The organism is Streptomyces sp. NPDC088817 (assembly GCF_044750345.1).
Taxonomy (GTDB): domain Bacteria; phylum Actinomycetota; class Actinomycetes; order Streptomycetales; family Streptomycetaceae; genus Streptomyces.
The window spans coordinates 46666-69441 of the sequence record NZ_JBIVJN010000022.1; the positions used below are offsets into that span (position 1 = coordinate 46666).

13 protein-coding genes are annotated in these 22776 nt (G+C 69.6%); 12 read left to right on the plus strand and 1 reads right to left on the minus strand.

The features are described 5' to 3' along the window. Positions 1 to 206 precede the first annotated feature (206 nt). Positions 207 to 3491: a GH92 family glycosyl hydrolase gene (locus ACIP4X_RS31950; RefSeq protein WP_391457188.1), complete on the plus strand. Its 3285-nt coding sequence runs from the start codon at positions 207 to 209 to the stop codon at positions 3489 to 3491. 164 nt (positions 3492 to 3655) lie between these two features. Here ACIP4X_RS31950 and ACIP4X_RS31955 read toward each other — a convergent pair whose 3' ends face one another. Then, entirely contained in the window at positions 3656 to 7459 is a 3804-nt protein-coding gene (locus tag ACIP4X_RS31955) for a GH92 family glycosyl hydrolase (RefSeq protein WP_401351651.1), read from the minus strand. A gap of 458 nt (positions 7460 to 7917) precedes the next feature. Between ACIP4X_RS31955 and ngcE the strand changes: the two genes are divergently transcribed. The 11 genes from ngcE to ACIP4X_RS32010 all read left to right on the plus strand — a co-directional run bounded on the left by ngcE (position 7918) and on the right by ACIP4X_RS32010 (position 22748). Further along, positions 7918 to 9363 carry an N-acetylglucosamine/diacetylchitobiose ABC transporter substrate-binding protein gene (ngcE, locus tag ACIP4X_RS31960; protein WP_358735071.1) on the plus strand — a complete coding sequence of 482 codons (1446 nt, stop codon included), beginning with the start codon at positions 7918 to 7920 and terminating at the stop codon, positions 9361 to 9363. A 55-nt stretch (positions 9364 to 9418) separates the two neighbouring features. Continuing rightward, positions 9419 to 10345, plus strand: a complete 927-nt coding sequence (locus ACIP4X_RS31965) for a sugar ABC transporter permease (RefSeq protein WP_358735072.1) — start codon at positions 9419 to 9421, stop codon at positions 10343 to 10345. A 2-nt stretch (positions 10346 to 10347) separates the two neighbouring features. Further along, complete coding sequence (locus ACIP4X_RS31970; RefSeq protein WP_358735074.1) at positions 10348 to 11271, plus strand: carbohydrate ABC transporter permease; 924 nt, start codon at positions 10348 to 10350, stop codon at positions 11269 to 11271. A gap of 836 nt (positions 11272 to 12107) precedes the next feature. Next, positions 12108 to 13307: an ROK family transcriptional regulator gene (locus ACIP4X_RS31975; RefSeq protein WP_358735128.1), complete on the plus strand. Its 1200-nt coding sequence runs from the start codon at positions 12108 to 12110 to the stop codon at positions 13305 to 13307. 121 nt (positions 13308 to 13428) lie between these two features. Continuing rightward, complete coding sequence (locus ACIP4X_RS31980) at positions 13429 to 14550, plus strand: substrate-binding domain-containing protein (protein ID WP_358735076.1); 1122 nt, start codon at positions 13429 to 13431, stop codon at positions 14548 to 14550. 195 nt (positions 14551 to 14745) lie between these two features. Then, on the plus strand, positions 14746 to 15537 hold the full coding sequence (locus tag ACIP4X_RS31985; protein WP_358735078.1) for an ATP-binding cassette domain-containing protein: 792 nt from the start codon (positions 14746 to 14748) through the stop codon (positions 15535 to 15537). Then, positions 15534 to 16814 (plus strand): ABC transporter permease subunit, encoded by a 1281-nt coding sequence (locus tag ACIP4X_RS31990; RefSeq protein WP_358735080.1) that lies wholly within the window; start codon positions 15534 to 15536, stop codon positions 16812 to 16814. The genes ACIP4X_RS31985 and ACIP4X_RS31990 overlap by 4 nt, the downstream gene beginning before the upstream one ends. Positions 16815 to 17005: 191 nt before the next feature. After that, positions 17006 to 18943 carry a 1-deoxy-D-xylulose-5-phosphate synthase gene (gene dxs / locus ACIP4X_RS31995; protein WP_358735082.1) on the plus strand — a complete coding sequence of 646 codons (1938 nt, stop codon included), beginning with the start codon at positions 17006 to 17008 and terminating at the stop codon, positions 18941 to 18943. A gap of 173 nt (positions 18944 to 19116) precedes the next feature. Next, positions 19117 to 20613, plus strand: a complete 1497-nt coding sequence (locus ACIP4X_RS32000) for an amino acid permease (protein WP_358735084.1) — start codon at positions 19117 to 19119, stop codon at positions 20611 to 20613. A 183-nt stretch (positions 20614 to 20796) separates the two neighbouring features. Then, on the plus strand, positions 20797 to 21714 hold the full coding sequence (locus ACIP4X_RS32005; protein WP_391457178.1) for a PfkB family carbohydrate kinase: 918 nt from the start codon (positions 20797 to 20799) through the stop codon (positions 21712 to 21714). Next, positions 21711 to 22748, plus strand: coding sequence for an ABC transporter permease (locus ACIP4X_RS32010; RefSeq protein ID WP_358735087.1), 1038 nt, complete (start codon positions 21711 to 21713; stop codon positions 22746 to 22748). The genes ACIP4X_RS32005 and ACIP4X_RS32010 overlap by 4 nt, the downstream gene beginning before the upstream one ends. Positions 22749 to 22776 lie beyond the last annotated feature (28 nt).

Consider the following 22776-nt stretch of genomic DNA (forward strand, 5'->3'; position numbering starts at 1 on the left):
GGGTCGTGCCCGTCGACAACGATGTCAGCACGAACGATGTCAGCACGGCCGACGCCGAGACTCCGCCCGCGTGAGCACGGTGTCGGCACCGAGCGCGCCCGCGCGCCCGTACGCGGTCTTCCGTGACACCACCGGCGCACGCTACTGTCCCTGAGGCTTGTGCGACCCGTGGTGCGCGACCCGTCCGAAGGAGGAGGGGCCGCGTCATGCGTTTCCGTCCCATGTCCCTGCTGCTGGCCGCGGTGCTCGCGACCGGCGGCGCCACCCCTGCCCTCGCGGCGTCCGCCGCACCCCCGACACCCGGTCCCGCCCTGGTCCAGGACGCGACCGCGTACGTCGACCCGCTGATCGGCACCAGGAACGGCGGCAATGTCTTCCCGGGCGCCGTCGCCCCGTTCGGCATGCTCTCCTTCAGCCCCGAGAACACCCGCGGCGACGCCACGAGGACGGCCGCGCCCGGCGGCTACCAGTACGACGCGACCCGCATCCGCGGCTTCAGCCTCACCCACATGTCCGGCACCGGCTGCGCGGGCGGCAGCGGCGACATCCCCTTCTTCCCGTACGCCGGGAAGGTCACCACCTCACCGGCGAGCGACACCAAGGACGCCGTCTACGCCTCCGACTTCCGCCACTCCGACGAGACCGCCGAGCCCGGCCGCTACACGGTGGGCCTCGCCTCCGGAGTGACCGCCGACCTCACGGCCACGGCCCGCACCGGCTCGGCCCGCTTCACCTACCCCGCGAGCCGGCCCGCCTCGCTCCTCATCCGTACCGCCAACTCCGAGGTGGGCTCGACCGGTTCGTCCGTCACCATCGACCCGGCGAAGCGGACCGTCTCCGGCTCCGTCACCTCCGGCAACTTCTGCGGCTACCTCGACCCCGAGGGCCGGCGCGCCTACTACACCCTGTACTTCACCGCCCGCTTCGACCGGCCGTTCACGGCGACGGGCACCTGGCAGGACGACAAGCTGAACCCGGGCGCGACCTCGGCGACCGGCGGCACCGGCGGCTTCGCCGACGGCGGCAGGCCCGTGGCGGGCAAGGGCGCCGGCGGCTATGTGGAGTTCGCGCCCGGCAGCGGCCCGGTCGGCGTCAAGGTCGGCATCTCCTACGTCAGTCAGGCCGGAGCCGAGGCCAACCTGGCCGCGGAGAACCCGCCGCAGCGCTCCTTCGACTCGGTCAGGGACGCGGCCCGCCGGGCCTGGCGGGACCGGCTGGGCGCGATCCGCGTCGGCGGCGGCACCGAGGACGAGCGCACCACCTTCTACACCGCGCTCTACCACGCCCTGCTCCACCCGAACGTCATCAGCGACGCCGACCGCAGGTACCGCGGCGCCGACGACAAGGTGCACACCGTGGGCCGCGGCCACCAGGCCCAGTACGGCACCTTCTCTGGCTGGGACGTCTACCGCGACCAGGTGCAGCTGCTGACGCTGCTCAGCCCGGACACCGGTTCGGACATCGCCCAGTCCCTGTACGAGCTGGCCGGCCAGAACGGCGGTGTCTGGGACCGCTGGCTGCACGGCGCGAGCGGCACCCACGTCATGAACGGCGACCCCTCGCCGGCCGCCCTCGCCGGCATCCACGCCTTCGGCGGCACCGGCTTCGACCTGAAGGGGGCCCTCGCCTCCCTGGTGAAGGCGGCGACCGTGCCGACCGAAGGGGACCTGTCCCCGGCGGGCAAGCCGGTCCTGTCGGCCGGCCAGCGGCCCTCCCTGGACAAGTACCTGAAGCTGCACTACATGCCGTCCGTGTCCAACGCCTGGGGAGGCGCGGCCGAGACGCTGGAGATGTCCACGGCCGACTTCGCCCTGGCCCAGCTCGCCGAGGCGGCGGGGGAGAAGAAGACCGCCGCCGCCTTCGCCGAGCGCGCCCAGTGGTGGCAGAACAACTTCAACGTCGCGGCCCACTCCTCCGGCGGCTACATCGCCAACCGCAAGGCGGACGGCAGTTGGGTCACCGGCTTCACCCCGGACACCGGCAACGGCTTCGTCGAGGGTTCGGCGGCCCAGTACACCTGGATGGTCCAGCACAACCCGGCCGGCCTGTTCGCGGCGATGGGCGGCCGGGAGACGGCGCTGGCCCGCCTGGACGACTTCTTCCACAAGGCCGACGGCGGCTGGGCGTTCACCGGCAACGGCGGCGCCAAGTCCGAACTCGACAACGAGCCCTCGATCAACGTCCCCTACCTGTACGACTACGCGGGCGCGCCCTACAAGACGCAGGAGACCGTCCGCGCGGCCATGCGGCAGCTGTGGACCACGCAGCCGGCCGGCATTCCCGGCAACGACGACCTCGGCGCGATGTCCGCCTGGTACGTCTTCTCCGCGCTCGGCATGTATCCGCAGGTGCCCTCCCGCGCCGAACTCGTCCTGGCCTCACCGCTGTTCGAGCGGATCGACATCCACCGCCCGCACGGCAGGGACATCTCCGTGCGCGCCGCGGGAGCTGCGGCCGGATCCCCGTACGTGCGGTCCCTGAAGGTGAACGGCCGGGCGAGCGACCGTCCCTGGCTGCCGGTGAGCTTCGTCCGTGACGGCGGCCGGCTCGACTACACCCTCGCGGCCACCCCGGACCGTACCTGGGGCAGTGCCGCGTCCGCCGCACCGCCCTCCTTTCGCCAGGGTGAGCAGCCGTACCAGATCGGTGTGGGCCCGACCGCGGCGACGCTCGCGCCCGGCGGCAGTACGACGATCGGGGTGCGCGCCCTCTCCCTGAACGGCGGCCAGGGCCCCGAGGTGCGCTTCAGCGTCCGCACCCCGTCCGGCGTCACGGCCAGTCCCGCCGAGGGCACGGTGACCGACGGCGCCCGGCAGATCACGCTCACCGCCGCCCCGGACGCCGAACAGGGCTTCTACGAGGCGAAGGTCACGGTCACCTCCGGCAGCCAGTCCTACGAGCAGCCGGTGTCCCTGACGGTGGCGGCCCCGGGCAGCCTGCTGGCCGCCTACGACAACACCGGGATCTCGGACGACGAGGGCGAGCACGACGAGGCCGACTACGACGGGGGCGGCTGGAGCTACTCCCGCCAGGCCCTGGCGGCGGCCGGCCTGGCCCCGGGCGGGCAGGGCACGGTGAACGGCCTGTCCTTCACCTGGCCCAACTCGCCCAGCGGGCGCCCGGACAACGCCTCGGGAGCCGGCCAGAGCATCGAACTGGCCACGCCCGCCTCCCGGTTGTCCTTCGTCGGCAGCGCGGTCAACGGCAACCAGCAGACGAAGGCCACCGTCACCTACACCGACGGCACCACGGGTACCGTCGACCTCTCCTTCACCGACTGGACCGTCGGCGGAGGCGGCGGCACCGTCCAGTTCGGGAACACGGTGGTGGCCAGGACCGCGTACCGCAATGTCGCGGGCGCGGACAAGGACAAGGTGACCACCTACGTCTTCGCCACCGCGCCCTACGAGGCCCCGGCGGGCAAGCGGATCAGCGGCGTGCGGCTGCCCGGCAACACCGACCTGCACGTCTTCACCGTCGCCACGGACTGACCGGACGTCCGGTCCCGCGAACGGCGGGAAGGACGGCACGCAGGACGGCACGCAGGACGGCACGCAGGACGGCACGCAGGACGGCACGCAGGACGGCACGCAGGACGGCAAGAAGGGGCGGGCCCGCCGGGCCCGCCCCTTCCTCATGCCGGATGCTCAGCGGCTCAGGCCAGCAGCTCCACCTCCGCGAGCGTGGAGGTGTCGTCCAGGACCAGGCGGTACTTCTGGTAGGTGCCCGGAGAGGCGATCGTGAAGGGCCGGGTCTGCTTGTTCCAGGCGAAGGACTCGCCCGAGCGCCGGTCCACCGTCGTCCAGGTCGTGCCGTCGGTGGAGGCCTGGAGCGTCCAGCCGACCGGGGCCTTGGCACGGTCGGCGGGCGAGGTCAGGGTGTACTGGACCGCCTTGACGGGCCCGGACACCGGCAGGTCCACCGTCGTCACCGTGGCCTCCGTCGACGAGGTGTCGTCGAACAGCGCCCCGGCGCCCTTCAGCACGTCCGCGCGCGGGCTCGGCGCCTTGTCGCCGGTCGTGATCGACACCGGCGCCGCGTCCTTGCCCGTGCCCCACGACGAGGGCCGCGGGCCCATGTCGAACTGCAGGACACCGCCCTTGGACAGCAGCGAGTGCGGCAGGCTCGTCGAGTTCCAGGCCTTGCCGTTGAACCGCACGCCCTGCACGTACACGTTCTTCGCGCTGTTCTTCGGGGCCTGGATCACCAGGTCGCGGCCGCCGTCCAGGTGCAGCGTCGCCTTGGTGAACAGCGGCGAGCCGATGGCGTACTCGCCGCTGCCCATGACCAGCGGGTAGAAGCCGAGTGCGGAGAAGACGTACCAGGCCGACTGCTCGCCGTTGTCCTCGTCACCGAGGTAGCCCTGGCCGATCTCACTGCCCACGTAGAGTCGGGAGAGGACCTCGCGGACCTTTTCTTGTGCCTTCCACGGCTGTCCCGCCGCGTCGTACATGTAGGTCACGTGGTGGGCGGGCTGGTTGGAGTGGCCGTACTGGCCCATCCGCACGTCCCGCGCCTCGGTCATCTCGTGGATGACACCGCCGTAGGACCCGACGAACTCCGGGCCGGCCGTCTCGGGAGTGGCGAAGTAGGCGTCCAGCTTGTCCGCCAGGCCCTTCTGCCCGCCGTACAGGTTCGCCAGGCCCCGGCCGTCCTGCGGGGCGGTGAAGGCGTAGCCCCAGCCGTTGGTCTCCGTGTAGTCGTAGCCCCACACGCGCGGGTCGTACTTCGACGGGTCGAGGCGCCAGTCGCCCTGGGTGGTGCGGCCCTGGAAGAAGCCGATCCGCGAGTCGAACAGCCTGACGTAGTCCTGGGCCCGATTGAGGAAGTACTCAGCCTCCTCCTTGTAGTGCTTCTCGCCCGTCTTCTTGTAGAGGGCCTCGCCCATCTTCGCGATGCCGTAGTCGTTGACGTAGCCCTCCATCGCCCAGGACAGGCCCTCGCCGGTGGAGGTGCTGGTGTAGCCGAGGAAGGGCGAGGTGGCCATGCCCTTGCGGCCCACGCCCGAGGACGGCGGTACCACCGTCGCGTTCTTCACGGCCGCTTCGTACGCCGTCCTCGCGTCCATCGGCACGCCCTTGGCGTAGGCGTCCGCGAAGGCCACGTCCGAGGAGGTGCCGGTCATCAGGTCGGCGTAGCCCGGGGAGGACCAGCGGGCGGTCCAGCCGCCGTCCTTGTACTGCTGCACGAATCCGTCGACCATCTCACCGGCCTGACTCGGAGTCAGCAGGGAGTACGCGGGCCAGGTGGTCCGGTAGGTGTCCCAGAAGCCGTTGTTCACGTAGACCTTGCCGTCGACGATCTTCGCGCCGGTCTGCGTCGGGGTGTTCTGACCGGAGGCCGGCGAGAACGGGGAGGCGTACCGGTCCGTGCCGCCCACCTTCTCGGAGCCCGAGTTCGGGTACAGGTACAGCCGGTACAGGTTGGAGTAGAGCGTGGTCAGCTGGTCGGGCGTGGCGCCCTTGACCTCGACCTTGCCGAGCAGCTTGTCCCAGGACCGCTGGGCGGCCGCCTTGACGGCGTCGAACGAGGTGCCGTCCGGGATCTCCTGGCGCAGGTTGTCCTTCGCCTGGTCGACGCTGATGAGGGAGGTGGCGAGGCGCAGGGTGACCGTACGGTCCTTGCCCGCGTCGAGGCGTACGGAGCCGGTGACGCCGGCGGCCGAGCCGCTTGTCACGGGCTTGTCGAAGACGCCGTAGATGAACAGCCGGCCGGCGCCCGCGGACAGCCCGGACTTCACGTCCGAGTAGCCGGTGACGACACCGTGCGCGGTGTCCAGGGTCAGACCGCCCTGATTGCTGACGTTGTCGAAGATCACGCTCGCGTCGTCGCCCGGGTAGGTGAAGCGCAGCGCGGCGGCGTGGTCGGTCGGCGCCATCTCGGCCGTCAGGCCGTTCTCGAAGCGCACCCCGTAGTAGTACGGCCGCGCGGTCTCGTTCTCGTGCCGGAAGGCGAGCGCGCGGGCGGTGCGGCCGGTGTCCGGGGTGCCCGCGGCGGCGGACGGCATCACCTGGAAGGTCTGCCGGTCACCCATCCAGGGGCTCGGCTCGTGGCTCGCGCTGAACGCCTGGAGCGTCGGCAGGTTGTCCTCGTTGTTCGCGCGCGCGTACTCGTAGAGCCAGCTCATCGAGGACGCGTTGGTCACCGGCGTCCAGAAGTTGAAGCCGTGCGGCACCGCGGTCGCGGGGAAGTTGTTGCCGCGCGAGAAGCTGCCGCTGGAGTTGGTGCCGCGGGTGGTCAGCGCGTAGTCCGACAGGTGCGCCTTCGGCTTCTCCTGCGGCACCTGCTTGATCTCCACGTCGTCCAGCCAGCCGCGGAACTTCGCGGGGCCGGTGGGGGAGTCGTAGGCGAGCAGGACCCGGTCGATCGTCTTGCCCGCGGCGACCGAACCGATCCGGGAGGCCACGTTGTTCCACTGGTTGACGTACAGCGTCCTGGCCGCGCCCTGGCCCTGCGGGCTGAGGGTGAAGCCGTGCTGGTCTGCCGCGCCCAGGCTGCTCAGGTAGGTGCCGTCGGTGAAGGCGAGGTCGACGGCGACGTTGGTGGCGTCGTAGTCGCGGTCGCCGTCGGCCATCGACGGATAGAGGCGGTACGACAGTTGCGTGTCGGGCAGCACCTTGACGTTGACGTCGAAGACCTTGTTGTACGAGTACGCCCGGCCCTTCGCGGTGTGCCGGCCCGCGTAGCGCAGGGCACGCTTGCCGGTGTAGCCGGCCCCGGACTTGGCGGTCGGGGAGCCGCTGGGGCCGCGGTCGACCAGCGAGAGCATGTCCTGCGGGACCGGCGCGTCGTCGCCGCCGGTGGAGAACTGCACGTCGGCGAGCTGGAGTATGCCCGAGGCGCCGTTGTTCCCGGTGACGTCGAGCCGGAAGTGCTGGTACTCGGCCGGTTCGGCCAGGTCGAAGGTCCTGGTCTGGAACCGTTCGGAGAACTTCTCCCCGGCGCGGGTGTCGAGGGTCTTCCAGTCCTTGCCGTCGGTGGACCCCTTCAGGGTCCAGTCCTTCGGGTCGCGTCCGTCGTAGTCGTTGGCGGACGTGAGGGCGTAACGGGTGATGTTCACCGGCTTGTCGAAGTCGAACTCGACCCAGCCGGTGGACTCGAAGGTCAGCCACTTGGTGCCGGACTCGCCGTCGACGAGGTTCTCCTTCACCTCGCCGCCGCCCGTGTTCTCCCCGCTGGCCCGGACCTCGGTGATGTGGTCGTCCACATTGCCGGGGATGCCGGTGCTGTAGCCGCCGTCCACGCCCGAGGCGCGCTTGCCGCCGCCCTTGGCGGTGTCGACCGTGTTCAGCCAGTCCGGCGCCGGGTCGCCGGCCTCGAACGAGGAGCTGAACTCCCGGCTGACGGCCGGGGGCTTGCCGGGCAGGGCGACCGCCGCCCCCTGCGAGCCGGCTGCCGTGACGAAGGCGGCCGTGACAACGACCGCCGGACCCCATCTGTGCCGTACTCTGCGCTGCATGCGCGGCGTCCCTCCCTGCGTTTCGGACAACGTTGTCAACTCTGTACGCAAGGACCAGTAGGGAGCCAAGTGGCCAGTGATGTCAAGGGTGTTGGCTGTGGCATTCAGGCGCAAAGGCGTGGATATTTCCGTCAACGGAAGCCCATGGGCGGCGCATATTCCGTGTGAGGTCTCAACTCGGAAAAGACCCGCGGTGAACCTTGCTCCCGATCTTGCTCCGCTGACCGGAAGTGGACTATACCTGTCGGCGTCCGCGCGACCGTGAGACCGGCCGGATGCGGACCCGGGGGAGTCGGAAAGGGTGGTTCGGCGCGTAAACGCGTCCGCCTCCTTGTCTTCCGTCCGATCCTGGTGCACGACGCACGACGTACTTCCTGCACGACCCAGCGTGACCCGACCGCGGTGCCGGGGAGGATCCGGTTCACCGCCTGAGTCCTGGAGAAGGCGAGGACTTGAGCATGGGATCCACTTCCGCCGAGAACCACGGAGGCGTCGGCCGCCGGGCCCTGATCAAGCGGTCCGCCGCACTCGGTCTGATCAGCGTTCCCGCGATGGGCTTCCTGTCCGCCTGCGCCAGTGGTGGCGGTGACGGCCAGGGCAAGGCCAAGGCGGGCAAGAAGACCGAGAAGAACCCGCTCGGCGTCAACGACACCGCGCAGATGGAATTCGTCCTCTTCGACGGCGGTTTCGGCAAGGAATACGCCGAGGACGCGGTGAAGATCTACGAGACGGACTTCCCCAAGGCGAAGACCAAGTTCGCCGCCACCCAGAAGATCCAGTCGACGCTCCAGCCGCGCTTCAACCAGGGCAACCCGCCGGACCTCATCGACAACTCCGGCGCGGAGCAGATGGACATGGGCGTCCTCGTGGGCAAGAGCCAGCTCGCGGACCTCACCCCGCTGCTGGACGCGGCGTCCTACGACGACCCGAGCAAGAAGGTCCGCGACACACTGCGCCCGGGCATCGTGGAGATGGGGCAGTTCGACGGCCGGCCGGTGTGGATCCTGTACTACGCCTACACGGTCTACGGCGTGTGGTACTCGCAGAAGGCCCTCGACTCGCTGGACGAGCAGTACCCGGAGACCTGGGACGCCATGCTCAAGGTCTGCGAGAAGGCGAAGAAGAAGGGCATGGCCGGCTGGACCTACGCCGGCAAGTACCCCTACTACCTGCCCTTCTCGCTCTACCCGATGATCGGCAAGGTCGGCGGCCGCGAGGTCCTGGACGCCATCGACAACCTGGAGCCGAACGCCTGGAAGCACCCGGCGGTCAAGGCCTGCTTCGAGGCCTACTACGAGCTCTACCAGAAGGGTTACATCCTCAAGGGCACCCCGGGCCTGGACCACATCCAGTCGCAGACCGCCTGGGCCAAGGGCAAGGCGCTGTTCATCCCGAACGGCTCCTGGGTGGAGAACGAGTCCGCGAACGTCATCCCCGCCGACTTCGACCTGGCCGTCTCCGCGCCCACCGGTATCGACAGCTCCGACAAGATGCCGTTCGGCACCATCTGGGCCTCCGGCGGCGAGCCGTTCATCGTCCCGGCCAAGGCCAAGAACCCCGAGGGGGGCATGGAGCAGCTGCGCATCATGCTCAGTGAGGCTTCCTCGAAGAACTTCACCGCCAAGGTGAAGTCGCTCACCGCCTACAACGGCGGCACGGACGGCATCGACCTCACCCCCGGTCTGAAGTCCGGAGTCGTGGCGCTGGACAAGGCGGGCTCCAACGTGGTGAATCCGCGGCTCCAGGACTGGTACGTGCAGCTCCAGAAGGAGAAGATCGGGGTGTCCGGCATCGGCGAGATGATGGCCGGCCGGCTCACCCCGGCCGAGGCCATCAAGAAGATCCAGGGCTTCGCCGACGAGGCCGCCAAGGACCAGTCGATCAAGCACTACAAGCACCAGTAACTCCGAGGATCCGTCACCAGCGGTACCACCCGCCCAGAGATCGGGGTCGGCAGCAATGCAGCACGGCAAGTACCGGTTCATCGTGGGGTTCCTCGCGGTTCCCCTCGGGCTGTACGCGCTTTTCGTCGTCTGGCCGTTCATCCAGTCCATCTACTACTCGTTCACGGACTGGACCGGTCTGAGCCCCGATTTCAAGATGGTCGGCTTCGACAACTACCAGCGGATGCTCCACGACGACATCTTCTGGAAGTCGTTGCAGCACAGCCTGCTGTTCGCCCTGGTGCTACCGCTGGTGACGATCGGTCTGGCGCTGTTCTTCTCCTTCATGATCAATGTGGGCGGGCGGCGCCGCCGCGGCGGACCGGCGATCTCCGGTGTCCGCGGCTCCGCGTTCTACAAGATCGTCTACTTCTTCCCGCAGGTGCTGTCGATCGCGATCGTGGCCCTGCTGTTCGCCTTCGCGTACAACCCGGACAGCGGCGCGATCAACTCCGTGCTGCGCGGGATCGGGCTCGGCAGCGTCCAGCCGCTGTGGCTGGGCGACCCGAGCCTGGCGCTGTGGTGCGTGATGGCGGTGCTCGTCTGGTCCACGGTCGGCTTCTTCGTGGTCCTGTTCTCCGCCGGCATGGCCTCCATCCCGGCGGACCTGTACGAGGCCGCGCTGCTGGACGGTGCCGGCCGGTTCACCACGTTCTTCCGGGTCACTCTGCCGCTGCTGTGGGACACCGTGCAGTCCGGCTGGGTGTACATGGGCATCCTCGCCCTCGGGGCGGAGTCGTTCGCGGTCGTGCAGATCATGACGACCGGGCCGGGCGGCCCCGACTACTCGACCACCGTCATGGTCCTGTACGTGTACCAGAAGGCGTTCCGTGACGGTCAGGCCGCCTACGCCACCACGATCGGCGTCGCGCTGCTCGTCGTCACGCTGGCCTTCGCCGCGGTCGTGATGCGGCTGGGCCGGCGCGAGCGGCTGGAGTTCTGACAATGAAAACGACCGAGACCCCCGCCCCCGTTCCGGCCGAGTCCGCAGGCGGCCTCGCCGCGGTGGGCGCACCGGCCGAGAAGCCGGCCGGACGGAAGAAGGACGGCTCCGTCCTCAACGTCTTCTCGCACGGCATTCTGATCATCTGGGCGATCATGGTGGTCATGCCGCTGGCGTGGGCGGTGATGACGTCCTTCAAGGACGACAATTCCATCTTCAGCTCGCCCTGGGCGCTGCCCGACAAGCTCCACTTCGACAACTGGGCGCGGGCCTGGACCGACGCCAACATGAGCTCGTACTTCCTCAACACCGTGCTGGTGGTGGGCGGTTCGCTCGTCGGCACGCTGGTGCTCGGTTCGATGGCGGCGTATGTGCTGGCCCGCTTCGACTTTCCGGGCAACCGCTTCATCTACTACCTCTTCATCGGCGGCATGAGTTTCCCGATCATGCTCGCGCTGGTCCCGCTGTTCTACGTGGTGAACAACATGGGACTGCTGAACACCATTCACGGTCTGATCCTGGTCTACATCGCGTATTCGCTGCCGTTCACGGTGTTCTTCCTGACCGCGTTCTTCCGGACGCTGCCGACGTCGGTGGCGGAGGCCGCGTTCGTGGACGGGGCCTCGCACACCCGGACGTTCTTCCAGATCATGCTGCCGATGGCCAAGCCCGGACTGATCAGCGTGGGGATCTTCAACTTCCTGGGGCAGTGGAACCAGTACATGCTGCCCACGGTGCTCAACACCGACCCGGACAAGCACGTGCTGACCCAGGGCCTGGTGCAACTCGCCGTGAGCCAGGGCTACAAGGGTGACTGGTCCGGTCTCTTCGCCGGACTGGTGATGGCGATGCTGCCGGTGCTCGCCGCGTACGTCATCTTCCAGCGCCAGGTGGTACAGGGCCTCACGGCGGGCGCCCTGAAGTAACACCCGGCACCGGGCCGCCGTCGCGCGGCCCGGCGCGCCTGCCGGTCCCGGCCGCCGCCCGCCACCCGCTGCGCGGAGCGCGCCCCGTCCTGCCGGGCCCCGCGACCGGCCTCGCGGGGCCGCCCGCCGTCCCACCCCTGGCGCGGCCTCCGCATGCGTACTTGCGGGGCCGGACTCGCTGGCACGGCGTCGCCGCGGCTCCCGCGCGCCGCTGGGAAACTCCCGGTCTCCGCGAGCGGATCTGCCGGGTCGGACCTGCGAGCCCGTCACTCCGCATCGCTGCCGCGTGCGCACGTTGTCGCGAAGCCGCAGTCTCCGCGAGTCACGCTCGGGGGCCCGGCTCGCGGGTTCGCCGTCTCGAGTCGCTGCCGCCTGCGGCGTCTTGTATCTCCCGCGGCCTCCGCGGGCCGCTTTCGGGGCCCTGCCCACCAGCCGGCCTGGCACCGGCCGGCCTCGTGCCGGCTCGCGGCTTTCCGTCCAGCACCGCTGCCGCTCGCGTCGGTGTCCCTACTCCCTGACGTCCATGAGCCGCATTCCGAGCCTGATCGCGAGGGCAGCTCGTGGCTGGCCGTGCCTGGCGCCGGTCGCCCGAGCCCGCCGCCTGCGGCGCCCCGCGTCCGGCGTCCGCCCCGTGAAGACCTCTCCGGGCCGCCCCCACGGAGGGCGTGCGGACGTCGGGCGTGCGCGGGCGCGTGACATGGGTGCGGCTGCTTGTCCAAGGGGGCGGATAACGTTCAACCTCTTGACGGGAGGGGACCCGAACAGCTCAGCTTAGAGTTCACTAGTTGGACATGGACGGGGCCTCGCCGATGCGGCCCCGCGCTCAGGAGGTCGTCGTGGAGACGCCAGGGTCGCAGTCGTCGCTGCACCGAGCCAACCTGGAGCGGGTCGTACGTGCCGTGCGCCTTGCCGGATCACTCACGCAGGCGGAGATCGCGCGGACCACTGGCCTGTCCGCGGCGACGGTCTCCAATATCGTGCGCGAGCTGAAGGACGGCGGAACGGTCCAGGTCACGCCCACTTCCGCGGGCGGGCGCCGGGCCCGCAGCGTCTCCCTGAGCGGGGACGCCGGCATCGTGATCGGCGTCGACTTCGGGCACACCCACCTGCGGGTCGCGATAGGCAACCTCGCCCACCAGGTGCTCGCCGAGGAGTCCGAGCCGCTGGACGTGGACGCCTCCTCGGCGCAGGGCTTCGACCGCGCGGAGGAACTGGTCAACCGCCTGATCGAGGCCACGGGCGTCGACCGTTCCAAGATCGCCGGCGTGGGTGTCGGCGTCCCCGGCCCGATCGACGTGGAGTCCGGCACTCTGGGCTCCACGGCCATCCTGCCGGGCTGGACGGGCGTCAGGCCCGCCGAGGAGCTGCGGGGGCGCCTCGGAGTGCCGGTGCACGTGGACAACGACGCCAACCTCGGCGCGCTGGGCGAGCTGGTCTGGGGCAGCGGCCGGGGCGTGCGCGACCTGGCGTACATCAAGATCGCCAGCGGCGTCGGCGCCGGCCTGGTGATCAGCGGCAGGATCTACCGCGGCCCCGGCGGCACGGCGGGCGAGATCGGGCACATCACGCTCGACGAGTCCGGCCCGGTCTGCCGCTGCGGCAACCGCGGCTGCCTGGAGACCTTCACGGCCGCCGGGTACGTGCTCCCGCTGCTGCGGCCCAGTCACGGCACCGACCTGACCATGGAGGGCGTCGTACGGCTGGCGAGGGAGGGCGACCCGGGCTGCCGCCGGGTGATCGCCGACGTCGGCCGCCACATCGGCAGCGGGGTCGCCAACCTCTGCAACCTGCTCAACCCCAGCCGGGTGGTGCTCGGCGGGGACCTCGCCGAGGCCGGTGAGCTGGTGCTCGGCCCGATCAGGGAGTCGGTCGGGCGGTACGCCATTCCCAGCGCCGCGCGCCAACTCTCCGTGCTCCCCGGCGCACTTGGCGGCCGCGCGGAAGTACTCGGCGCGCTGGCCCTCGCGTTGAGCGAGATGGGCGATTCAACCCTTTTGGACGGCACGCTCCACGCGGCCGCTCCTGCCTTCACTTAGAGAACGGATGGCACCGTTGCCATCTCGTTAAGGATTTACTTCTTGACGTCGCACGCGCGGCCGAGTTGACTTCCAGCCACCTCGGCCGCAACGACGCGGCCTCGTCAGGGAGGTTTGAGAAGTGAACACGCGTATGCGTCGCGCGGCCTTCGCCGTTGCTGCTGGTGCCATGGCCGTCTCGCTCGCCGCCTGTGGCAGCGCCAAGGAGTCCGGTGGCTCCTCGAAGTCGTCGGGCAGCAGCGAGAAGAAGGGCGACGCCATCACGGTCGGCCTGCTGCTGCCGGAGAACCAGACCGCTCGTTACGAGAAGTTCGACAAGCCGATCATCGAGAAGCAGATCGCGGAGCTGACGAACGGCAAGGGCAAGGTCGAGTACCTCAACGCCAAGCAGGACGCCACCCTCCAGGCGCAGCAGATCGATACGATGGTCACCAAGAAGGTCGACGTGCTGATCCTGGACGCGGTCGACTACAAGGCCGTCGCCTCGGGCGTGAAGAAGGCCAAGGAGGCCGGCATCCCGGTCGTCGCCTACGACCGCCTCGCCGAGGGCCCGATCGCCGCCTACACCTCGTTCGACAACGAGGAGGTCGGCAAGACGCAGGGCGAGGCCCTGCTGAAGGCCCTGGGCGACAAGGCCAAGTCCGGCAAGATCGTCATGATGAACGGCGCCGTGACCGACCCGAACGCCGCGCAGTTCAAGAAGGGCGCCCACGACGCCCTCGACGGCAAGGTGAACATCGGCAAGGAGTACGACACCAAGGAGTGGAAGGCGGAGAACGCCAACGCCAACATGGAGGGCGCCATCGCCGCCCTCGGCAAGGACAAGATCGTCGGCGTCTACTCCGCCAACGACGGCATGGCGGGCGGCATCATCACCGCGCTCAAGGGCGCGGGGCTCAAGACGCTTCCCCCGGTCACCGGCCAGGACGCCGAACTCGCTGGCGTGCAGCGCATCATCACCGGCGAGCAGTACATGAGCGTCTTCAAGTCGTACCCGCAGGAGGCCGAGACCGTCGCCAAGATGGCCGTCTCGATCGCCAAGACCGGCAAGGTCGACAGCTCGCTGAACACGAGCACCGTCGACAGCGGTACCGAGAAGGGCATCCCGGCGGTCATCGTCCCCGTCGTCTCGCTGACGAAGGACAACATCAAGGACACGGTCATCGACCAGGGTTACTACACGCTCGGCGAGATCTGCACGGCCAAGTACAAGGCCGCCTGCGACAAGCTCGGCCTGAAGTAACACCGCCGGGCCGCCCGTGCGGCGGCCCGACCGACCTGCACGGGACACCGCGTCCATCGAAAACGCGGACCTGTGTCAGCGCGTCCGGCGCCCTGCCGCCGACAGCCCCGCAGCACAACGGCGGGGCGCCGGACGGAACCCCCCTCACTCTTCTTGTTCAACCTCCCGCCGGGTCAGGCTCAGGCGGCGAAGGAGATGGTTCACGTGTCCGCTACGCCCGTGCTGGCGTTGCGCGGGGTCTCCAAGCGATTCGGTGCTGTCCAGGCGCTCACCGACGTAGAGCTTGAGGTCCACGCCGGAGAGGTCGTCGCCCTCGTCGGCGACAACGGCGCCGGAAAGTCCACCCTTGTCAAGACGATCGCCGGCGTGCACCCCATCGATGACGGTGTCATCGAGTGGGAGGGCAACCCCGTCACGGTCAACCGGCCGCACGACTCCCAGGACCTGGGCATCGCGACGGTCTACCAGGACCTCGCCCTGTGCGACAACATCGATGTCGTCGGCAACCTGTTCCTCGGCCGTGAGATCAAGCGCCGCGGTGTCCTGGACGAGGTCGAGATGGAGCGCCGCTCGCGCGATCTGCTCCAGACCCTGTCCATCCGCATCCCCAGCGTGCGCATCCCGATCGCCTCGCTCTCCGGCGGTCAGCGCCAGGTCGTGGCCATCGCCCGCTCCATGCTCGGCGAGCCCAAGCTGGTCATCCTCGACGAGCCGACGGCCGCCCTCGGCGTCGAGCAGACGGCCCAGGTTCTCGACCTCGTCGAGCGGCTGCGCGAGCGCGGCCTCGCGGTCATCCTCATCAGCCACAACATGGCCGATGTGAAGGCCGTCGCCGACAAGGTCGCCGTCCTCCGGCTCGGCCGCAACAACGGCGTGTTCGAGGTCGGGACCACCTCGCAGGAAGAAATCATCTCCGCCATCACCGGTGCCACGGACAACGCCGTGACCCGTCGTGCGGCCCGCACCAACGCGGAGGCTCAGAAGTGAGCATCGACAAGTCCCAGGCCGCCCCCGTGGACGCGCCCGCCGCCGCGGCCGACGCCGCCCCCGCCGTCGACCCCCGCCTGCTCGTGCGCGAGCAGGGATTCGCCGGCTACATCGGCGAGTTCAAGCGCAAGATGCGCGCCGGCGACCTCGGGGCGATCCCGGTCGTCGTCGGCCTCATCGTCATCTGTGCGATCTTCCAGAGCCTCGACTCGGCCTTCCTCGGCGCGGAGAACCTCAGCAACATCTTCGTCGCCATGGTGGCCACCGGCATGATGTCGGTCGGCATCATCTTCGTGCTGCTGCTCGGCGAGATCGACCTGTCGGTCGGCTCCGTCTCCGGTGTCTCCTCGGCGATCATGGCCGTGATGAGCATCACCCACGGCGTGAACGAGTGGCTCGCCGTGGTCTGCGCCCTCGCGGCCGGCGCGGTCATCGGCGCCCTGCACGGCTTCTTCTTCGCCCGCATCGGTGCGCCCGCGTTCGCGGTGACCCTGGCCGGTCTGCTGTTCTGGAACGGCTTCATGCTCCAGATCCTGGGGTCCAACGGCACGATCAACATCGACGGCGACGGCGTGGTCGGCAAGCTCACCACGTACTACTTCTCGGACGTGGCCGCCGCCTACCTCCTGGCCGTCGTCGCGGTCGCCGGATACTTCCTGTCGGCCTTCTTCGGCAACCGCCGCCGCGAGACCGCGGGCATCCCGTCCCGCCCGCTGAGCGACATAGTGCTGCGCACCGTGCTGCTCGCGGTCGCCGCGTTCGCCGTGGCGTTCATGTTCAACCAGTACAAGGGACTGCCGCTCGCGGTGCTGCTCTTCGCGATCGTCCTGGTCGGCAGCGACTTCGTGCTGCGCCGCACCGCGTACGGCCGCAAGGTCTTCGCGCTCGGCGGCAACGTCGAGGCCTCCCGCCGCGCCGGTATCAACGTCACCGCGGTCCGTGTCTCGGTCTTCGCCGTCGCCGGCCTGTTCGCCTCGGTCGGCGGCCTCTTCTGGGCCTCCAAGATCGCGGCGGCCAACCAGAGCGCCGGCTCCGGCGACCTGCTGATGAACGTCATCGCCGCGGCCGTCATCGGCGGCACCAGCCTCTTCGGCGGCCGGGGCCGCACCTGGAACGCGCTGCTCGGTGTCCTCGTGATCACGTCGATCCAGTACGGCCTCGCCCTGCAGGGCATCGCCACCCCGATCCAGTACATGATCACCGGTGGTGTGCTCCTCGCCACGGTGGTCATCGACTCGATCACCCGCAAGACCCAGAAGTCGGCCGGACGCGCCTGAGCGCCGCCCGCACCAGGACCGTGCCCGGCGCCCAGGGGGTGCCGGGCACGGTCGTGTCATGACCTGCGCGACGGTGGGTACCGCCGTTCGCGTGACATACGACCCCCGGCCCGGACACCGGGCGCTCGGGCGGAACATTAGACTCGACGAGCCCGGCAACAGCTCGATCAGCTCTACGCAAGGAGGCACGGGTGCCGCTGCTGACCCGCATCAGGGGACCGCGCGATCTGGACCGGCTCAGCCTGGAGGAGCTGGACCAGCTGGCGCGGGAGATCCGGACCTTCCTCGTCACCGAGGTCTCCAAGACCGGCGGCCACCTCGGCCCCAACCTCGGTGTGGTGGAGCTGACCATCGCCCTGCACCGCGTCTTCCAGTCGCCGAAGGACAAGGTGCTGTGGGACACCGGCCACCAGTCCTACGTGCACAAGCTGCTCACCGGCCGTCAGGACTTCTCCAAGCTGAAGATGAAGGGCGGCCTGTCCGGCTACCCCTCGCAGGCCGAGTCCGAGCACGACGTCATCGAGAACAGCCACGCCTCGACCGTGCTGGGCTGGGCCGACGGCATCGCCAAGGCCAACCAGCTTCTCGAGCGGGACAGCCACGTCGCCGCGGTCATCGGTGACGGCGCGCTGACCGGCGGCATGGCCTGGGAGGCGCTGAACAACATCGCCGACGCCAAGGACCGCCCGCTCGTCATCGTCGTCAACGACAACGAGCGCTCCTACGCGCCGACCATCGGCGGCCTCGCCAACCACCTGGCGACCCTGCGCACCACCGACGGCTACGAGCGCTTCCTGGCCCGCACCCGCGAGGTCCTCGAGCGCACCCCGGTCGTCGGCCGGCCGCTGTACGAGACCCTGCACGGCGCCAAGAAGGGCCTGAAGGACTTCATCGCCCCGCAGGGCATGTTCGAGGACCTGGGCCTGAAGTACGTGGGTCCCATCGACGGCCACGACATCGAGGCCCTGGAGTCGGCGCTGGCCCGTGCCAAGCGGTTCGGCGGTCCCGTCATCGTGCACTGCCTCACCGAGAAGGGCCGTGGCTACCAGCCCGCCCTCCAGGACGAGGCCGACCGCTTCCACGCCGTGGGCAAGATCCACCCCGACACGGGACTGCCGATCGCCACCTCCGGCGCCGACTGGACCTCCGTCTTCGGCGACGAGATGGTCAGGCTCGGCAAGGAGCGCAAGGACATCGTCGCCATCACCGCGGCCATGCTCCAGCCGGTCGGCCTGGACAAGTTCGCCAAGGCCTTCCCCGACCGGGTCTACGACGTCGGCATCGCCGAGCAGCACGGCGCCGTGTCCGCGGCCGGCCTCGCCCACGCCGGGGTGCACCCCGTCTTCGCCGTCTACGCCACCTTCCTCAACCGCGCCTTCGACCAGGTCCTGATGGACGTGGCCCTGCACAAGTGCGGTGTCACCTTCGTCCTGGACCGCGCCGGTGTCACCGGCACCGACGGCGCCTCCCACAACGGCATGTGGGACATGTCGATCCTTCAGGTCGTCCCAGGTCTGCGGCTGGCCGCCCCGCGCGACGCCGACCAGGTCCGCGCCCAGCTCCGCGAGGCCGTCGAGGTCGACGACGCGCCGACCGTGGTCCGCTTCTCCAAGGGCGCCGTCGGTCCCGCCGTACCCGCGGTGGGCCGCGTCGGCGGCATGGACGTACTGCGCGAGCCCGGCACCGAGACCCCGGACGTCCTGCTCGTCTCCGTCGGCGCCCTCGCCCCGATGTGTCTTGAGGTGGCCTCGCTCCTCGACAAGCAGGGCATCACCACCACGGTCGTCGACCCGCGCTGGGTCAAGCCCGTCGACGAGGCCATGGCCCCGCTCGCCGCACGGCACCGCGTGGTCGTCACCGTCGAGGACAACTCCCGTGTCGGCGGTGTCGGCTCGGCGGTCGCCCAGGCCCTGCGGGACGCGGGCGTGGACGTGCCGCTGCGCGACTTCGGCATTCCGCCGCGCTTCCTCGACCACGCCTCCCGCGCGGAGGTGCTGGTGGAGATCGGGCTGACCGCGCCGGACATCGCCCGTCAGGTCACGGGCCTGGTCTCCAAGCTGGACGGCCGGTTCGAGCGGCCGGAGGCCGAGACGGGGGTCGACGCGGCGGTGCAGACCGCGCGCGACTGACCACCGGGACCTCCCCGACGCGCTACGGGCCGGTCGTGCCCCCTCTTACGGGTGGCGCAACCGGCCCGTCTGCGTGAACCTGCGAATGCCGGGGCATACGCATCCCCAGCTCTCTCGATCATGCCGAGCCGTGTCGAGCCGGGTCGAGGACGTCAAGCAGGGGAGGTCACGCCGTGAGCAGCACGCTCTTTCGGACGAAGAACGTCGAGCAGTCGATCCAGGACACCGAAGAACCCGAGCACGCGCTCAGAAAATCCCTGTCCGCCCTCGATCTGACGGTCTTCGGCGTCGGTGTCATCATCGGCACCGGCATCTTCGTCCTCACCGGCACGGCGGCCAGGAACACCGCCGGGCCCGCCGTCTCCCTGTCCTTCGTGGTCGCCGGTGTGGTCTGCGCGCTCGCCGCGCTGTGCTACGCGGAGTTCGCCTCCACGGTCCCGGTGGCAGGCTCCGCCTACACCTTCTCCTACGCCTCACTCGGCGAGTTCCCCGCCTGGATCATCGGCTGGGACCTGGTGCTGGAACTCGCGCTCGGCACGGCGGTGGTCGCCGTCGGATGGTCCGGCTACATCCACTCGCTGCTCGACAACGCGGGCTGGCACCTGCCCGAATACCTCAGCGGGCGTGACACCGCGTCCGGTTTCGGCTTCGACATCCTCGCCGCCCTCCTGGTCCTCGTCCTCACCGCCATCCTCGTGCTCGGCATGAAGCTCTCCGCGCGGGTCACCTCCATCGTCGTCGCCGTCAAGGTGGCCGTGGTGCTCGTCGTGATCATCGCGGGCGCCTTCTTCATCAAGAGCGGCAACTACGACCCCTTCATCCCGAAGCCCCAGCCGGTGCCCGCGGGCGGCAACCTCAAGGCACCGCTCATCCAGCTGATGTTCGGCTGGGCGCCCTCGAACTTCGGCGTGATGGGCATCTTCACCGCCGCGTCCGTCGTCTTCTTCGCCTTCATCGGCTTCGACGTGGTGGCCACGGCGGCCGAGGAGACCCGCAATCCGCAGCGCGACGTGCCGCGCGGCATCATCGGCTCGCTGATCATCTGCACCGTGCTGTACGTCGCCGTGTCGATCGTCGTCACCGGCATGCAGAAGTACAGCGCGCTGTCCGTCGACGCGCCGCTCGCCGACGCGTTCAAGGCCACCGGGCATCCGTGGTACGCGGGCCTGATCAGCTTCGGCGCGGCCGTCGGCCTGACCACCGTGTGCATGATCCTGCTCCTCGGGCAGGCGCGGGTCTTCTTCGCGATGAGCCGGGACGGGCTGCTGCCCCGGTTCTTCTCGCACACCCACCCGCGGTTCCGCACCCCGTACCGGCCGACCATCCTGCTCGGCGTGATCATCGCCGTCGTCGCCGGGTTCACCAGCCTCAGCGAACTGGCCGAACTCGTGAACATCGGCACCCTGTTCGCATTCATCGTCGTCGCGATCAGCGTGATCATCCTGCGCAACACCCGGCCCGACCTGCCCCGCGCCTTCCGCACCCCCTGGGTCCCGCTGATCCCCGTTCTCTCCGTCTGCGCCTCCCTCTGGCTGATGCTCAACCTCCCCGCCGAGACCTGGCTCCGCTTCGCCATCTGGATGGTCATCGGCTTCGTCGTGTACTTCCTCTACGGCCGCAAGCACAGCAGGCTCGCCGAACGCCAGGCGCAGGAGCGCGGCACCGCGTAGCGGCGGCAGGCCGCTCGCGACGCCGGCGGACGGGCCCGGGTTCCTCGATGAGGAGCCCGGGCCCGTTTTCCTGTGTGCGTGAGAACAACCGGAGTTCATCTTCTCGACAACCGTTGACTATGGACATCCCTGTACCTACGATCTCGCTTGTCCATGGTTGTCCATACACAAAGCGGTGCGCCCATGAAGATCGCGGTTGTCGGAAGTTATGGAGCCGGCCTCACCATGCGGGTCCCCAAGGCCCCCGCGGCGGGTGAGACCGTCTCGGGCGGGGTGTTCGATCCCGGCCCCGGTGGCAAGGGCAGCAACCAGGCCATCGCCGCCGCCCGGCTGGGAGCCGAGGTCTCGCTGCTGACCGCGGTGGGCGACGACGACTTCGGCCGCTCCGCACGTGAGTTGTGGCAGTGCGAAGGGGTCGGTGCCGAGCACGTGCTGACCGCCGGTGCCCCCACGATGGTCGGCTTCATCCTGGTCGAACCCTCCGGGGAGAACCGCATCGCGATCGCGCCGGGCGCCCTGGACGAGCTGGACGCCGCAGCCGTCGCACCCTTCCGCGCCGAGATCGCCTCCGCCGACATCCTGGTCGTGTCCATGGAGATCCCGGAGGAGGCCGTGGTCACCGCGCTCCGCCTGGGCCGCGAGACCGGTACGCGGACCCTGCTGAACCCCGCGCCCGCCCGCCCGCTTCCCGACGCGTGCTGGCCGCTCATCGACGTGATCACGCCGAACCAGACGGAGGCGCCCGTCCTCCTCGGTCTGGACGAGGGCCACGGGCTCAGCGACGAGGAACTGATCCACTCCCTCAGGGAACGCACCGGGGGCGCCGCCGTGCTCACCCGGGGCGGCGAGGGCGCCCTGATCGCCCAGGCCTCCGGCACGACCGCGGTGCCACCGCACGCGGCCCCCACCGTCGTCGACACCACGGGCGCCGGCGACTCCTTCACCGCCGCGCTCGCCGTCGCCCTCGCCGAGGGGCAGCCCCTCGAACGAGCCGCCGAGTTCGCCGCCGCCGCGGGCGCCCACACCGTGACGATCGCGGGCGTCGTCCCCGCCCTGCCCACCCGAGACCAGCTGAACGCCCGGATTGGAAGAACCCCGTGACCTCGACGACCTCGAAACCCCCGACCGCCGCGGCGCCGTCGGCCACCGGACCGGCACGGCAGCTGCCGCTCGCGTTGCGCAGGCTGCTGCACGCACGCGAGGCAGGCGTCTTCGCCGCGCTCGTCCTGCTCTTCCTGCTGGGCACCGTGCTCTCGCCGACCTTCGCCCAGTCCGACAACCTGCTCTCGGTGGGTCAGCAGATCGCGCAGATCGGCATCATGGCCGTCGGGGCGACGTTCGTGATCCTCAACGGCGAGATCGACCTCTCGGTCGGCTCGACCTACGCCCTGTCCGCGATCTCCACCGGAATGCTCATCTCGGACGGCTGGAACTGGCCCGGCGCGATGCTCGTCGGACTGGCCGTCGGCGCCCTGGCCGGACTGCTCAACGGGCTGGCGGTGGTGATGCTCGGGGTGCCGTCCTTCATCGTCACCCTCGGCACGCTCAGCGTCTTCCGCGGTATCGCCCTGCTCATCTCCGACGGGGCCCCGATCTCGCTGAGTTCCTCCCGGCCCGGGGTGGCGGAGTTCAACCTCCTCGGCCAGGGACGGCTCTTCGGCGTGATCCCGATGCAGTTCGTCTTCTTCGCCGCCGTCGCCGCCCTCGGAGTGGTGCTGCTGTCCCGCTCCCGTTTCGGCTTCAACACCTACGCGGTCGGCGGCAACCAGGAGGCCGCCCGCCTGGTCGGCGTCAACGTCAAGCGGGTCAAGCTCACCGCGTTCGTCCTGTCCGGTTTCACCGCAGGTCTCGCCGGTGTACTCGGCCTGTCCTTCCTCTCCTATGTGCAGGGCGTGACCGGCCAGGGCCTGGAGCTCACCGTCATCTCCGCCGTCATCATCGGCGGCGCGGCCCTCTTCGGCGGCTCCGGCACCATGTGGGGCACCGTCATCGGCGTCGCCTTCATCGGCCTGCTCCAGAACATCCTGAACATCAAGGGCATCTCCTCCTTCTGGCAGACCGTGGTCACCGGTCTCGTCATCGTCGCCGCCGTCGCGGCCGACACCTGGCAGCGCAAGCGCAAGACCCGCGCCTGACCGCCGCCCGCTTCCCATCTCACGCAGA